The organism is Bizionia argentinensis JUB59 (genome assembly GCF_000224335.1).
GTDB lineage: Bacteria > Bacteroidota > Bacteroidia > Flavobacteriales > Flavobacteriaceae > Algorimicrobium > Algorimicrobium argentinense.
In genome coordinates this window covers 1-14428 of the sequence record NZ_AFXZ01000051.1, presented here as the reverse complement: position 1 = coordinate 14428, position 14428 = coordinate 1, and the positions used below count along the sequence as shown (strand labels likewise).

General features: G+C 30.8%; 13 protein-coding genes. 2 read left to right on the top strand and 11 right to left on the bottom strand.

Translation table 11 applies throughout. From position 1 onward, the window contains the following. Window positions 1-21: 21 nt before the first annotated feature. The 4 genes from BZARG_RS12580 to BZARG_RS12565 form a co-directional block, all read right to left on the bottom strand. A complete protein-coding gene (locus tag BZARG_RS12580) occupies window positions 22-2295 on the bottom strand; it encodes a patatin-like phospholipase family protein (protein WP_008639035.1) in 2274 nt (757 codons plus the stop codon). Between the two features lie 152 nt (window positions 2296-2447). After that, the gene (locus BZARG_RS12575; protein ID WP_008638985.1) at window positions 2448-3626 is read right to left on the bottom strand and encodes an ABC transporter permease; all 1179 of its coding nucleotides are present in this window, start codon (window positions 3624-3626) and stop codon (window positions 2448-2450) included. Window positions 3627-3659: 33 nt separating this feature from the next. After that, window positions 3660-4622, bottom strand: a complete 963-nt coding sequence (locus BZARG_RS12570) for an HlyD family secretion protein (protein ID WP_008638963.1) — start codon at window positions 4620-4622, stop codon at window positions 3660-3662. Window positions 4623-4635: 13 nt separating this feature from the next. Beyond that, window positions 4636-6015: a TolC family protein gene (locus tag BZARG_RS12565; RefSeq protein ID WP_040288703.1), complete on the bottom strand. Its 1380-nt coding sequence runs from the start codon at window positions 6013-6015 to the stop codon at window positions 4636-4638. Window positions 6016-6372: 357 nt separating this feature from the next. Between BZARG_RS12565 and BZARG_RS12560 the strand changes: the two genes are divergently transcribed. Beyond that, entirely contained in the window at window positions 6373-6711 is a 339-nt protein-coding gene (locus BZARG_RS12560; protein ID WP_008639034.1) for a hypothetical protein, read from the top strand. 124 nt (window positions 6712-6835) lie between these two features. Here BZARG_RS12560 and BZARG_RS12555 read toward each other — a convergent pair whose 3' ends face one another. The 3 genes from BZARG_RS12555 to BZARG_RS12545 all read right to left on the bottom strand — a co-directional run bounded on the left by BZARG_RS12555 (window position 6836) and on the right by BZARG_RS12545 (window position 10016). Continuing rightward, window positions 6836-7720, bottom strand: coding sequence for an aspartyl protease family protein (locus BZARG_RS12555; protein ID WP_008638988.1), 885 nt, complete (start codon window positions 7718-7720; stop codon window positions 6836-6838). Window positions 7721-7788: 68 nt separating this feature from the next. Beyond that, window positions 7789-8580, bottom strand: coding sequence for a helix-turn-helix domain-containing protein (locus BZARG_RS12550; protein WP_040288701.1), 792 nt, complete (start codon window positions 8578-8580; stop codon window positions 7789-7791). Between the two features lie 101 nt (window positions 8581-8681). Next, window positions 8682-10016, bottom strand: a complete 1335-nt coding sequence (locus BZARG_RS12545) for a S41 family peptidase (RefSeq protein WP_008638994.1) — start codon at window positions 10014-10016, stop codon at window positions 8682-8684. Between the two features lie 212 nt (window positions 10017-10228). Here BZARG_RS12545 and BZARG_RS12540 point away from each other — a divergent pair, with 212 nt between their 5' ends. Then, window positions 10229-11221: an IS110 family RNA-guided transposase gene (locus tag BZARG_RS12540; RefSeq protein ID WP_008639021.1), complete on the top strand. Its 993-nt coding sequence runs from the start codon at window positions 10229-10231 to the stop codon at window positions 11219-11221. A 170-nt stretch (window positions 11222-11391) separates the two neighbouring features. On the opposite strand, the gene BZARG_RS12535 is transcribed toward BZARG_RS12540, so the two are convergent. The 4 genes from BZARG_RS12535 to BZARG_RS12515 all read right to left on the bottom strand — a co-directional run bounded on the left by BZARG_RS12535 (window position 11392) and on the right by BZARG_RS12515 (window position 14415). Continuing rightward, window positions 11392-12411: a reverse transcriptase family protein gene (locus BZARG_RS12535; RefSeq protein ID WP_008639031.1), complete on the bottom strand. Its 1020-nt coding sequence runs from the start codon at window positions 12409-12411 to the stop codon at window positions 11392-11394. A 171-nt stretch (window positions 12412-12582) separates the two neighbouring features. Next, window positions 12583-12897, bottom strand: a complete 315-nt coding sequence (locus tag BZARG_RS12525; protein ID WP_008638974.1) for a winged helix-turn-helix domain-containing protein — start codon at window positions 12895-12897, stop codon at window positions 12583-12585. After that, complete coding sequence (locus BZARG_RS12520) at window positions 12894-13748, bottom strand: phosphoribosyltransferase-like protein (protein WP_008638995.1); 855 nt, start codon at window positions 13746-13748, stop codon at window positions 12894-12896. Before BZARG_RS12520 ends, BZARG_RS12525 begins: the two co-directional genes overlap by 4 nt. 160 nt (window positions 13749-13908) lie before the next feature. Next, entirely contained in the window at window positions 13909-14415 is a 507-nt protein-coding gene (locus BZARG_RS12515; RefSeq protein WP_008639013.1) for a hypothetical protein, read from the bottom strand. Window positions 14416-14428: the final 13 nt, after the last annotated feature.

Below are 14428 nucleotides of genomic sequence, written 5' to 3'. Positions count from 1 at the left end.
CTAAAATAATTTATTACTTTATTAATTGGACCGATTTAAAGGAAAGCCAATTCCTATAAAAAAACGAACATCATTAGTATTATTAACCCACGATACGTCAAAATTAATAGGTCCAAGTAGAGATTTGTATGAAACCGTTGTTCCAACAGAAGCTAAAAAACTTGGATCTTCGTAATTTCTCCATTCATCTTTTGGCGAAAAGGCTTTGGGTAGATAATCATTAAAGTTTCCATAACCTACAGACGCCAAGTCTAAATGAGGTATAAGGTATAAATTACGGATAGTTTTTAATTGTACACCAAGACCAACTTTTATAAATTGACTTACCGCTAATGCACTTTCAGTTAAACCTGAAAATGTATAATTATCATTCCTTGGATCTATAATATTTCCTCCTAAAAAATATTTTGCACCATAACCAAGCGTAGAAAAAAGATAGTCATTATCTTTACTATTATCTCCAAACATAAAACCAGAATTCAAACTTATAATTCCAGTTGAATTTGGTGTAAACAAAATTCTTTCTTCCAAGCCCAGACTTAATTTAGTATAATTATTTGCAAAAGCATCAATATTATTAATATTAGGATCTATGTAGGAAGTTCGAATATTATTATAAATAGACCTTGAAAGCATTGCTTGTATTTGAGTGCCACTAGTAGGATATAGCACACCGTTTAAACTACTGTATTTAAACTGAGCATATAACTCGTAAATTGTAAAATTATACTGTTCTAAACTTAAAATATTGTTATTAATGTTCGGGTCTATTTTGGGCTTTAATTTGGTGGTTTCATATTTTAGACCTAAACCAGCATAACTTTTTAAAGAGCTTATATTTCTATTAATTTGATTGTCAAATTCAAAATAAGAGAATCTAGCCTCATCTACATTTTTTCCTTCAATAAATAATTCTTGCTGAAGTAGTTGGCCTAAACCTTCTGTTTTCCACCACCAATCTCGATCTCCACCAAAATTTTTCTGATATTGTAATCTTGCTTTTGGTTGTTCGGCAATATCTAAAGTCACAAGTAATCGTGATGCATCTGCAAGAATATTTCTACCTGTATAATTTACTATAAGTCCAGCTCCTCGATAGCCATCAAAATGCAATGATCCTTTAACCTGATGCTTTGATTTTTCGACGCCTTTTAAAATGAGTCCAAAATTTCCATTATTTCTATTAGGTGCAAAATCAATATCCTTAAAAATTGTTGTTCCCATAGCTCTACCTAAACCTTCTTCAATTTCTTTTGTAGTATATGTTACATTAGCTTTCATTGAAGTTCTTGCTTTTACAAGCGCTAGGTTTGATTTGCTAATATCTTGATATTCAATACTGTTGAATACGAATTCGGTTTGTGTAGGAGGTAGTTCATGTTTTCTTTGTTCAAATTTTTTCAGCCTTAGTGATAAATTAACCAATGCATCAATTTGTTGATTGGCAGCTATTTTTCCTTCTTCATATATTTCACTTGCATTAAAAAAATCGGAAGTGGAATATGTTAAGTATGGCGCATGATCAATAAGTATATCACAAAGCAGTCGGTTTGCTGGTCGTTTTTTATTACTATTCATCATACTTCCTTGAAAAAGTAAAGAACTTATACTATTTAAACTTTCAATAGTTTTTGGGTTGTCGCCTACATCACTTCCAATTATAAAGTCTGCTCCCCAATTTTCAGCAACATCAACAGGGAAATTATTCAGCAATCCGCCATCTACCAAGAGCGTGTTTTTATAACGAACTGGTGAAAAAACACCAGGAATAGACATACTAGCTCGCATTGCAGTAGCAAGAGAACCTCGGTCTAAAATTATTTCTTTACCATTTAATATATCTGTAGTAACTGCTCTAAAGGGTATTGGCAAATCATCAAAATGATTAATTCCGTAAACTGGGATTGCAAGTAAAGCAATAAATTCTCTCAATTTTTGATCATTAAGAAGGTAAGCACCTGTACTAATATTTCCTTTCTTAAAATCTAATTCAATTAAGTATTTATCATACTCATTTTTTTCTTCTGCACCAACTTTATTAAGCGAAACTCGTCCTCCCAATAATTTCTCCCAATTGGCATTTTTTGTAAGATTGGCAATACTATCACCGGAATAACCCATAGCATAAAGTCCACCAACAATACTTCCCATACTGTTGCCAACAATTAAATCTGGCACAATATGTAAAGAATCTAATAATTGAAGTGTACGAATATGGGCAACACCTTTTGCACCACCACCACTTAAGACCAGTGCTACTTTTGGTTTTTTATCTTGTGCAAAAGTTGATTGCATAAATGAGATACAAAAAAATATCAGAAAGAGGTTTATGAGTTTATTAGACATTAATTTTTCATTATTTATAAGCGATTATTTGAACGATTAATATTCAAAATAAAAGAATATTTCAGTAATAGGCTTTAATTTTCTTCGGAAATAGTTAATTATTAATCTACTTGCACCAAAGCTTTTTGTTTTTTGCTAACAGAATATATCTTAAACTGAAGCAGTGAAACCATCCCTAAAAATGAAACGAAAATTATAAGTAGTAGCATATAAATTTCTGGCATAATGGATGCAATGTCTCCTCCATAAAATGCTATTTTTCTAAAGCCAACCAAGTATTGGGTAACTGGTATATACTGCGCAATGTTTGTAATGAAATCTGGTATCGCCAGCGTTGGCCACGTAAAACCACTCAATATAAAAGCAGGTGTGGAAATAACCATTAAGAGTTCTGTGGCTTTTAATTGATTAGGAATCGCAATCGAAAATAACATACCTATACACATAGACGCCAAAGTTAATAAAGTAGTGAGAACGAACATAGGGAAATTGAAAACTGCAATTTCGATTTTAAAATAAGGTACAAAAAAGCTAACGATAGCCCACATAATAGGAATCATTAGTAAAAACGGTGTAGATTTTAATAGGATATGATACAACGACCAGTTGCTTTCTTTTATTAATATACTAAAGTAGCCATCTTCAAAATCTCTAGCAAAAACCAATGCCATAGCCAGAAATATTATTTGCTGCATAATAGCAGCAAGTATTCCAGGAAGCATAAACGTTACATAGTTTCCTGTAGAATTATAGAGCTTATTAAAATTAATTTTAAAACTCTCAAATGAGGCTAACGCTTGGTCTGGATGCATGCCTTGTTTTTTAAGTCCTTCTATTTCCATTCCTGCATTTAGGGTCATCAAAACCGACTGGATATTTAAACTTGCGGTGTTAGCATTTAATATGTTAGCCATATTCAGATCCACTCGTATTTCGGGATGTCTTTTCTGAAAGATGTCTGCTTCAAAATTGGTAGGAAAAGTAATCACTGCTGCGTATTGTTCTATAGGCATTTCTGCCATAATGTTTCCAGTAGTGAACCGTAGGTCTTTAACTAACAATGTTTCGTTATCGTCAAAGGCATCTATAATTTTGTCTGTTGTTGGACTATTATCCTGATCTACAATAATTATGGGTAAGTCCACCACCTTTCCTTGTTTATAAACATTACCAAATAACACGCCATAGAGAATAGGCGCTCCAAAAAAGATAGCGAGTAGCACAGAATTAGAGAATATCCGCTTAAATTCTACTCGTAGTAATCTTAAAAACTTTTTCATTTGGTTCGTTTTAGTCTGATTAATGCTTTTCAGTTATTCCTTAATTAATATGGTGGCATTTGCATAAAAAGTCTGTGAAGGATCTACTTTTACAGGCACTACTTTGAGCTCAAAAATAGTTTCAGACAGCTGGTATAAAGGTGCTGTGCTTGTAATATCTGCGTACTGTGCCAGTTGCTTTATAGCTACAATTTTTGCGTCAAGTTCTTCTTTAGTATAAGGATTTATAAGTCGTAATGGGTCTCCTACTTTAAAATTATACACCTTAGATTCTGGTACCGTAAAACGGAAATACACACTATTTTGTTTATACCCATTGAAGAGGGTATAACCAGGTGAGAGTAATTCACCTTCTTTAAGGCTAATGGTTTCTACTGTCATATCTGCAGGAGCAATCACGTATTTTTCGTTTGCAGCACTTCGTACTTCATCTTTAGCTCCTATAGCTCGGTCTAATTGTCCTTTGGCTTGATTAACTTGCTCTATTCTGGCACTATTCTTAGCTTCATTTTTCACTGCTTCAAGTGCTTCTACTTGAGCTTGTGCCATTTCTACATTCATTTTAACCTCATCAAATTGTTGCTTTGTTATTAAAGAATCTTGATACATAGCCTGCATTCTTTTAAAAGATTCGTTAGCAAAATTTAATTGAGCCTTACCTGCATTTAATTTACCATCTATTTGACCTAACTGGTCATTTGTAGCGCCATTATAAGCCATATCTAATTGGCCTTGCGCTGCTCTAATTGCACCATCGGCTTGTGCCATTTTTGCACTAACTTCGGGAATATCAATCAAGGCAAGTGTGTCTCCTTTTTTTACTACCTGACCTTCTTGAATGTACATTTTACTAATTCTGCCAGGCACTTTATTGCTTATAGCTATGGTTTCAAATTTCACCTTTCCTCTGTAAGAGGTGATTTCCTCCTTATTTCCACAAGAATGTAAAGCTAATATTGCTATGGCTCCGAAAAATATAGTTTTTATAGTATTCATTGTTTCTTAGGTATTAATTGTAAAAAGATTTAAGTACTCCTTTTGCATGAAGCATTGCTGTAAGAGCACTGCGTTGATTGAAATAAGATTGCTGTAATTTAAAATTGGCTTTTTCTAAATCGGTTAGTGCGTCCAGGACGTCATTTATAGCAGCCAGATTATTTTTATATTGCTTATTAACCATCGTATAGGTAGCGCTTGCTAAATCAATTTCCTTTTCAATCATTTTGGTGTTTTGAAGTGAGGATTCATATTCTAACTGTGCTTTAACTATACTCAGCGCAATCATTTCTTCGGCCTCTTCTATCTGCGCTCTATACTTTTGACTTTCAAGAATTGATTTTTCACTTTTTAATTTCGACTCAAATCCATCAAACACATTCCATCTAATGCCAACTCCTATAAACCATTTTGGGTCTAATAAGGACAGGTCGTCTTCTATAAATTCGTAATGCCCTTTTAAAGCAATCTTTGGAATAAAGCTGCTTTTTTCCATTTTAGATAAATATATTGTTGCTTGCTCGGCTTCTTCTAAAGCTTTTATTTCATTACGTTTTTCAACAGAATCCGTTATGTTTGAAAAAGATTGCAATTGCGGATTAAGTAGCGCTAAATCTTTTCTGCTCTCATCTGTAAGTTGATGCAATACTTCAATTAGCAAAGTGATATTTTGGTTGAACTCTAGTTCTTTGGACGCTAACTGTTGTTGTGCAAGTTCAATTTTTTTACGACTGATAGGTGTTGCTAAACCATTTTCAATAGCTTTTTTCACGTAATTTTCTTGCTCTTTCAAGTATTTATCGGTTGTGTTAAGCACTTTTTTTGAGGCATGTACTAAAGCTAGCTTATCATAAGTCTCAATAATTTTTAAAGCAATTTTATCTCTTTCAGCAATGCCCAAATAATTGAGTGATGCCTCTTTATGTTTACTGGCTTTAATGGCATTACGAGCTTCAAAACCACTAAAAAGAATCCAATCTAAATCGACAGCAGATCTCAAAATATTTTTGTCTTGTAAATTAGGTACTTCAGTTAAAGGAATATTTGATGGGAAAGGGCTATTAAAAGGAAGACCAATAGCTTCTTTGATAAGAAGTTGTTGAGCTCCTATGAGTAGATTTTGGGTGTTTTCATCAAAAGTGATATCGTCGTCCAGTCTAGTGAAACTTCCACTAAAGGTAACTTTAGGTATAAAAACAGCTTTAGCTAATTGTTGATCTTTTCGCACTTGTTCTGAACTTAAATTATTAATATTAAGGCTATGACTTTTTTCTAAAGCTTTATTTATAAGTTCTTTTAAAACAGGGTCAGGTTGTTGCGCTAAAGACATAAATGGTATAAACCACGCCAACGCTCTAATAATGATACTCGTTCTTGATAATTTAACGCTCATTTTAATTTGTATTAGTGTACTATTATTCTTTATTAAATGCAATAAGCTAAAATTTATACTTATCTCTTAATATGATTGAGCTGCAAAATTAATCTATTATATAACTTTGTGAAATGATGTAGGTCAGTATATAAATCGTAAGATCAAAAATTATGATTTCCATTTTACTTCATCCATCGGAAATAAGCAGGAACGCTTTACTCCCAATAAATATATAACTTTGAAATTACGTCCGCAAAAAAAATAGGGGGATATCTATACCAATATTAGTGCAAAGATAAACTCGTTATATTTCAGTTGAAAAAAGGGGGGTGAAAGTCTATTTTCTAGATGATGTTGAGCCGATAGAAGATTCAATTGAGCTTAAATGAAACAATTAAGGGTGAATACCAACACTACAACTACTCTGAAAATGAGCTAAAAGAAGAACTTGAAGAAGCGATTAAAAATGACAAGAAGGAATTGGAAATATATAATTCCACACAAGAAAATAGATTTGTAAATGGCATTGTGTTTCATCCAGAAACAAATCTAAACAAAGATGTTTTTGTGAAAATTATTGAAAAATCAAAATCTGAAACAACTTCATATTCTGAACAAATGGTCAACAGAAACATAGCAGAGTGCATACCTGAAGAACAAATTGTTAAAATCATCGAAAGAAAAATCAGAAAGAGACATCTTGAGCATGATTAGCTGTGTGGGTAAGTACGAAAGTTAGCAAATAAAAACTGAATAGAAAATCCGTGAGTATTTTCGTAAGTAGACTATAACTAGGAAATTAATTATATAAGGTATTGCCACATGTATTTTATATATACTAAAATCTACTATTGATGTTAATATTAGGTTTAAGGTAAATAAGTTTTTTTTCAAAGTCTAAAACAATATGAAAACGCTTAAGTAAATTCCCACCTAGTATCGCTGGAATATCGGTCTCAAATTCCGTCTTATTCAGGTATGAGGGCATATTGTATATCTCAAATCCACTAATGCTAAATTTTGGTAATAAAATTTTATCTTGTTTTGATATACTCCCATCTGTTCCATAAGATGTAGCCTCTCCTATTACTTGAAATTTATTTAATAGATCATTTTTTTTAACTTCTTTGAAATATACGAGTAGCTCCGAATTATATCCAGTATCTAGCATAGCCCAAATTTTTACTTTTTTCTTTCCCTTATAAACAATGACTTCTACATATGGTAGACCATCATCATCTACAAGCTTCAATTTACATTTATTATATCCTTTTGAAAGTTCAGGTAGTTTGTCATATATCAACAATTCTTTACTTTCATAATTGATTTGAACTATTTTGTCTTTAAAAAAATTCCACCCAATTATTCCATCCATTAAATCATCTTCAGGATACGAAATCCCAAGAATATCTATATTTTTATACTTTTGTTTCCCAAGAACAACTTGATTATTAAAACTTTTTTCTTCTTCACTAGAACCATTGGTTCCACTATTAGAGACGAGTGTATCAAATTTTATATTGACATTGTTTTTTTTCATTCTCGTTTTATTAATAACGGTTATGTTGGCGCCTAAATCAAATACTAAATCCAATGTGTCAGATTGATTGACAATCCCTTTCATATATATTCGATTATCATCTCCTAATTTAAAAGGAATAGTTTCTTGAGCATTTGAAATGTTAGCAGATAGGATGCATAGTAATATTAAAGTTTGTTTCATAAGAGCATTATTTTAATTTTATAGCAAAGTTAGAACTACTTTAATAAATATTATTGTAAAATATTGCACTAACTAATAAATAACGCATTTTGAAAATCTAGTGGATTTACACCTGTAAAGCGTTTGAAGTTTTTGTAAAAATGTGAAGTATCATAAAATCCACAGTCAATTGCCACATCAAATATGGGCTTTCCATTTTTAAGCATTTTTTTACTTTTTTCAATTTTCTTTAGCAATACATAATTATTTGGTGTTAAACCTATTTCCTGCTTAAAAAGTCTTATGAATTTATACTTATTTAAACCAAATTGGCTTGCAGTTTTATCTAATGAAAAAGATTCAAAGTTTGTCGTAGCGATGAAAGATTGAAATAATTTACTCGTGGTGAATTTTATAGGTTTAATGGAGGTATAATTCGTAACAAGTAATTTTAAGACTGCAATCAGTCGATTTTCGAAATCGATTACATTATTCTTAAAATGCAAAGACAACGAGTAGAGTTCATTAAAAATATATTGGTCATAGATAATCTTATCTTCAAAAAATACAGGCTCCCCACTATTAAAATCTTTAATAGCTTCTGGTGAAACATAAAATGTAAAAAATGAATTTCCTAAATCTTTGTCACAAGGTGTGGCGTGTACTTCATTTGGATGAACTATTGACAGAACTCCTTTTGGTACCATTATATCTTTATCATAAAGTCTAATATTAAAAGTGTTTTCTAAAATTAAAGCTATATTAAAAGTGTTGTGTGTATGAAATGGAAAATCTAAAGTGTGAGATTTAGCATTTAGTAGTTCTAATCCGTCAAGTATTGGTAGTTGATGGTATTCACTTATGTTTTTTTTAGTCGTCAATTTTATATTTTACTAATTATTTTATTTTTGGGAATTGTCAAATTTAAAAATTTGGCGACTTCCTGAAAATGCCCGAACCTTTGTGTTAGCAACGACTCTCGCTATTTTTTATATACGTTGTTACCTACAGTTATTTTGTTCAATGTATATTCTAATGCCTTTTCAGATTCTACTTTTATATTTGGTTCAATTCCATTTTTGTCTATTCGTTCGCCCGAATATGTAATGTAATCATTTAATGGTATTCTCAATGTAATACCATTGTCCAAATTAAATTCATTTGATGATAGCATTGCTCCAGCTGTATGTTCTCCGATTATTGTTGCGTAGTTGTGAAACTTTAATCCGTAAACGAATGGCTCACAAGTGCTTCCTGTCCGATTATTTGTTAAAATAAAAACTTTACCATTAAAATGTTTGTTAGATGGAATTACTTTGAAATATGCTCCATAATTTTGATTTGCTTTATCAAACCATTCATTCATAGTTCCTCCGCTAAATTCTGTAAATTTTGAATAATCCACCTTATTTGGTATTCTGTCAAATTCTTTATACCAATTTTTATTAGGAAATACTCCTGCAATAATAGGTTTGTCAATTATATATTCGGCTAATGGAAAAGCAGACAAATGATTTCCACCAGGATTATCACGTAGGTCAATAATTAAATTTCGGTATTTTTTATTTTCAATAACAGATATTAAACTATCCATCTGTCCTTTAGAACCAGAAAAACTTTTCACTTTTAAAACACAGGTTTCACTATTTATCTCACTTATATTTGCAAAATTAGGATTAGAACTTCCTTTATCATTTTCGGGTTGTGATTTATAAAGATAATAATGTGAAAATGGAAAATCTCTAGCAAAAGCAGAAAAAGCAATTTGAAGTTCCAAATCGTCATTAATATCGCCACTCAATTTTAACATTCTTTTTTTAAACTTCCTCCAATCTTTTGATTTTAAGAAGGATTGATTATAAATATTGTTTTCTGTTAATGTGAATATTTGATTAAAGGTTTTTTTATAATCTCTTATCGGTTTAATTTCTTTAATTCTAATTCCGCTTATTTTAGTTTCTGAACTGTCTTTTTCTATTAAAGTAATTAGTATAGAATCATTTTTAATTAATCCTTTAAACTTTTTTTGACTAAATATCATTTGAAAGTTACCGTCAAATACATTTGCGTTTATATGTCCTTTAAAATATACAATTTCAGGATACTTCACAGAAGTAGCCATTTTTGCCATTGTAAATTTGAATCCACCAACAATATCCTTCAGAGCATTATTTCTAGTTTGTCCGATAATTTCTCCATTTTTAATTTCTGTCGTAATATAATAGTCAAAACTATTAGGGCTTTTAATTAACCATTTTTCTTGTCCATAGCAAATATTGGAAAGGAGTATAATTATTAGTAGAATGTTGATTTTCATAATTGTAGGTAACGTGTTTCTTTAGTTTGTAATAAATATCTTTAGATAGAAAAAGAGGAGAACTATAACGTGTTTTAGAATAGTGATCCATGACACGTACGAGTCCTCTCTTTCTATAAAGTTGCCAAGAACCATTTGGAATACCAGGAGTATTATCTCCCGATAAAGGAAGTAGTTAACGCAACATATTTAATAACTCTAATTGTAAAAATATGAAAAATTACGAAGAAGTAGTTGGAATTGATGTCTCAAAAAAGACAATAGAGGCCTATTGTTACCACGCCCAAGTTCACAAAGTGTTTGTCAATGATGTAGTTGGTTATAAAAGCCTAATAAAATGGGTTTTAAAAGTAACTAAAACTAGCTCTGTTTTTTACTGTTTTGAGAATACAGGTTATTACTCATTAAAATTGGCGCTTTATCTACATAGTCAAACTATTGTTTATGTAGAAGAGAGTCCTTTAAAAATAAAACGCTCATCAGGAATAGTGAAAGAGAAGACGGATCTCATAGATGCTGTTTTAATAGCACGTTATGCATGGCTTTATAGAGAGGAGTTAGAGCCGAGTGCAGTTAAGAGTATGTCTCATTTAGAACTGGGTAGATTACTAGCATTAAGAGATCAATTGGTAAGGAATAATGCAGGCCTAAAAGGCACTTTAAAAGAGCTTAAAGTGCTTTTGTCAAGTCCTAGCACGGATGCTGGATGTTTAAGTCTAAAACGCAGCATTGATTATTTAGAAAAGCAAGTCAAAGGAATCGAGTCTAGAATAAATGAGATCCTATTACAAGATGCTTCAATGAGTAAAAATTATGAGCTCTTAACAAGTCTCAAAGGAGTCGGTTTTGTGGTCGCTTGTCAGCTTATATATCATACAGGTAACTTTACGCGCTTTGCAAGTTGGAGGGCCTTTTCAAGCTATTGCGGAACAGCACCTTTCGATTATCAATCAGGTACTAGTATTCATCGCAGAAAACAGTGCCACTATCTAGGTGATAGGAAAATGAAAAGTTTGTTGAGTATGGCTAGTGTTTCAGCCATACAGCACGATAGTGAGCTCCGTTTATATTATAAGCGAAAGTTAGCAGAGGGAAAAGATAAAATGCTTGCTATAAATAATGTTAGAAATAAACTAATAGCACGAGCTTTTGCAGTAGTGAAGAGAGGAACGCCTTACGTTGTTCTTCAGCAGCATGTAGCATAATAAAAAAGCTAGATAATTTATTAGGATTTGATCTTGGAATACGTATATGGTTTGTTGCGTGTTTTAAGCAACTAATTTAGTAAATAATTACGGACAAAGAAAGTCCGCGAGGACTTTCGTAAGTAGGCGAGAAGCCAGCAATAAATTATATACGGTGTTGCCAGCCGGCTTTATTTCAAATCGTATAAATATTTTCTATATTCGATAAATTCTTTATCTCTAGGGTTAATTTGCAAAACATAATTAATTCTACCTATAAGATGTTTTAAGTAATTCGATTTTGTTTGATTAGTTCGTTCCATATGATTAACTAATCCGAATTTTTTGATAAAAAACATATCATTTCTTAAAGAATTACGAATCTTTTTTGGTAATTGAGCTTTTTTATTTACGATAATTCCAGAAATTAATTGTGGCTGATTGGGCTTCATTAATTTTGTTTTCTCATCATTTAATTCTAGGCCTATTTTTGATAATTCTTTATTAACTAATATTCCAATTTCATCTGTATTTAAATTTCCAGAAAAAGCCAAGTCATCTGCATATCTTGTATATTTAATTTTATTAGATATACAATAGTTAGAGATTACATTATCAAAGTCTTTTAAAATTAGATTTGAAATATAAGGACTAGTTGACGCTCCTTGAGGTAATTCTTTTTCCAAATAACAGAGTTTTGTAAGTAGATTCGATACTTTTCTTGAATAACCCATACTCTTGAAAAGACTTTCCACAAACTCAAATTTTATGTTTTTAAAAAATTCCTTTATGTCTAATGTTAAAACAAATTTTTCATCAGTATGATAGATAGTATGTTCTTTAATACTTCGGTTTGGCACATATGCTTTTGCATATCTACTAACTTTGTTTTTATAAAGAATTTCATTTAAAATCCACAGTTGGATTTCTTTAAGACTAGGAAGCGGTTCATTTAATATTCTTTTCTTTCCATTACGTTTATCAATTTCAAACTTACGATAGAAAAATTTTTGAAACTTTACTGCTCGTTTTAAATAAGAAACATTATAGCCCACTAGATTACTAAAATGGTCAATGTTATATATTACAGGAAGATTATTAGCTAATATTGGTTTAGCATAATTTAAACATTTTTTTATGTAATCAGAAGAGAATCCATTTTCTAATGCTTTTTCGGTAAACTTTTTGGTATAAATTTGTTGGTCGTTCATAGTTCAAAGTATAATTTTGTCCTTATGAACAGGGGACTACCCAGAGCCCCCGTTCGGAATAAGAATTTTGTAAAGGCAAATATCTCTGATTTTGTCTTTACAAAATTCGCTTGCTTGAAAGAATATTCACTATTTGGAAAGGTGACACCACCGACCATTTTTTTTGAAGTTTTAAAAATCAAGCTCTGTTTGATTTGGTAAATATATAAAATTTCTTTCTATTTTTTTAACTCTACTTTTGTTTTCGGGTTTTATCCATAATTCTTTATTAGTTTCTTTGATTAAGTGTTTACTTTCGTTTAATTTTTTTTCCCCTTTATCAGTTAAAATTATTTTCTTATCAACATAAGTTAATAATTCATCTTGTACTAATTTGGATATAAGTTCTGAAATTTCTTTATAAGATAAATTTTCTCTTAATAACCTCTTAACGTTACCTGAATCCTCAATTAAGTTGAGCATTAATATTTCTTCTCTTTTTATCATAATTCAAATGTTTCGTCTCTTGAAAAAGGTGCATCAAATTTCTCTTTACCAATTCTGTGTTTCATCCAAAAAATCGGAAAAGTATTATCGGGTGTTCTTGCAAGAGTTATTAATCCCTCACATCCATTATAACCTAAACTAAAATGGCTACCTCCAGGAATTAGTTTTTCAATTTCTAGCATAATTTTAATTTTTTCATCAAGAATTGGTGAGTCATTAAAATCACTCAAGCCTTTAGGTGAAAAATAATCTGAATAAATTGAAATACCTTCTTCAGTAATGTTAGTTGAAGTTTCATTCTGAACAGCTATTGTAATTATATTTAATTTATTATTTGTAATGTTTTTATTACTTCTTAAAACGTCCAAACAAGCATTTAAAGTTTCTCCTGAACCAATATAATCATCAATTAAGAAAATAGCTTCATTTTCTTTAAGTTTAAATTCCGAATCAGTTAAAGTTTCAAATTTTGAAACATATTTTAATTTAACATTAGAGTATTTTTTTAAATGTTTACTAAATGCTTTTATTTGATAAATGAGAAATTGTCCACTTTTAAAACCGCCTTCATCTTCTGGTTTAATTACAGGGAAGAAATATATTGTTTTTAATTTTTCAATCTTTTCATCTTCAATGCTTTCTAAAGTCGCTAGTATTTTTTGAGGATAATCTGCAAAAGAAACCCATTGGTATTTTTCTACTAATTCAATTATCAATTCCCGCTCACTTTCTTTTACGTTGTTTAAAAGTTTACAAAAATTGTCAAATACGTATTCGTCAATGTCTCTTTCAGACCAATTTTTACTTTTAAATACTTTATTCAGCTGTGATATTGATTCTAATGTAGTCATTTTTTGTGTTATACTGTTTCTTTAGCTTGCTGGCAACGTGTTTGTATATGGAAAGTTGCGTGTTTGCGTGCGAGGATTTTCCGAAGGAAAATCAGACGTAGTAAACGTGCAACGACCTTTGTTTAAGCCTAACACCAGCAATTTTTTATATACGGTGTTATCAAACGTTTTTATTTATCGGTTCTATTATAATCTTTTTCATTCCGATTATTAAATTCAGTTCCATTAGTTTAGTAGTAATCCAAAATATTGGAAATAAAATAATCCATAAGCAACCAAATCCAGTATAATATCCGAACTTTTGTCCATCAAAATTTTTATTCCAATAGACTTTTGATTGGTAATGTTTTCCGAAAAAATAAAAGTCTTTACTCGACCATCCATTTTCAAATGCAGGTTCCAGAAATTCATTCAGTCGTTTTTTTTCAGTTTCGTTAAATTCCGCTTCCCAAAATTCTCCAGACCAACCTTTCGTTTTTGGGTTGTAGAATTGTACATCTCCAATTTTTTTCCAATCTTCATCAGGATAGATAAAGTCAAATCTTGTTTCGGTCAAATTATGAGTCAAACTATAAATTCCGATTTCTCCTTTTTGAGTTTTATCCTCAATTTGGAAGTCGGAAATAGGACTAAACTTCGATTCTATATATTCTTTCCAAGTATTCATTCAAATGTTTGCT

Coding starts and splice junctions, on each gene's coding strand:
- BZARG_RS12580 (WP_008639035.1), bottom strand. CDS start 2,295: ATGCAATCAACTTTTGCACAAGATAAAAAACCAAAAGTAGCACTGGTC.
- BZARG_RS12575 (WP_008638985.1), bottom strand. CDS start 3,626: ATGAAAAAGTTTTTAAGATTACTACGAGTAGAATTTAAGCGGATATTC.
- BZARG_RS12570 (WP_008638963.1), bottom strand. CDS start 4,622: ATGAATACTATAAAAACTATATTTTTCGGAGCCATAGCAATATTAGCT.
- BZARG_RS12565 (WP_040288703.1), bottom strand. CDS start 6,015: ATGAGCGTTAAATTATCAAGAACGAGTATCATTATTAGAGCGTTGGCG.
- BZARG_RS12555 (WP_008638988.1), bottom strand. CDS start 7,720: ATGAAACAAACTTTAATATTACTATGCATCCTATCTGCTAACATTTCA.
- BZARG_RS12545 (WP_008638994.1), bottom strand. CDS start 10,016: ATGAAAATCAACATTCTACTAATAATTATACTCCTTTCCAATATTTGC.
- BZARG_RS12540 (WP_008639021.1), top strand. CDS start 10,229: ATGAAAAATTACGAAGAAGTAGTTGGAATTGATGTCTCAAAAAAGACA.
- BZARG_RS12535 (WP_008639031.1), bottom strand. CDS start 12,411: ATGAACGACCAACAAATTTATACCAAAAAGTTTACCGAAAAAGCATTA.
- BZARG_RS12525 (WP_008638974.1), bottom strand. CDS start 12,897: ATGATAAAAAGAGAAGAAATATTAATGCTCAACTTAATTGAGGATTCA.
- BZARG_RS12520 (WP_008638995.1), bottom strand. CDS start 13,748: ATGACTACATTAGAATCAATATCACAGCTGAATAAAGTATTTAAAAGT.
- BZARG_RS12515 (WP_008639013.1), bottom strand. CDS start 14,415: ATGAATACTTGGAAAGAATATATAGAATCGAAGTTTAGTCCTATTTCC.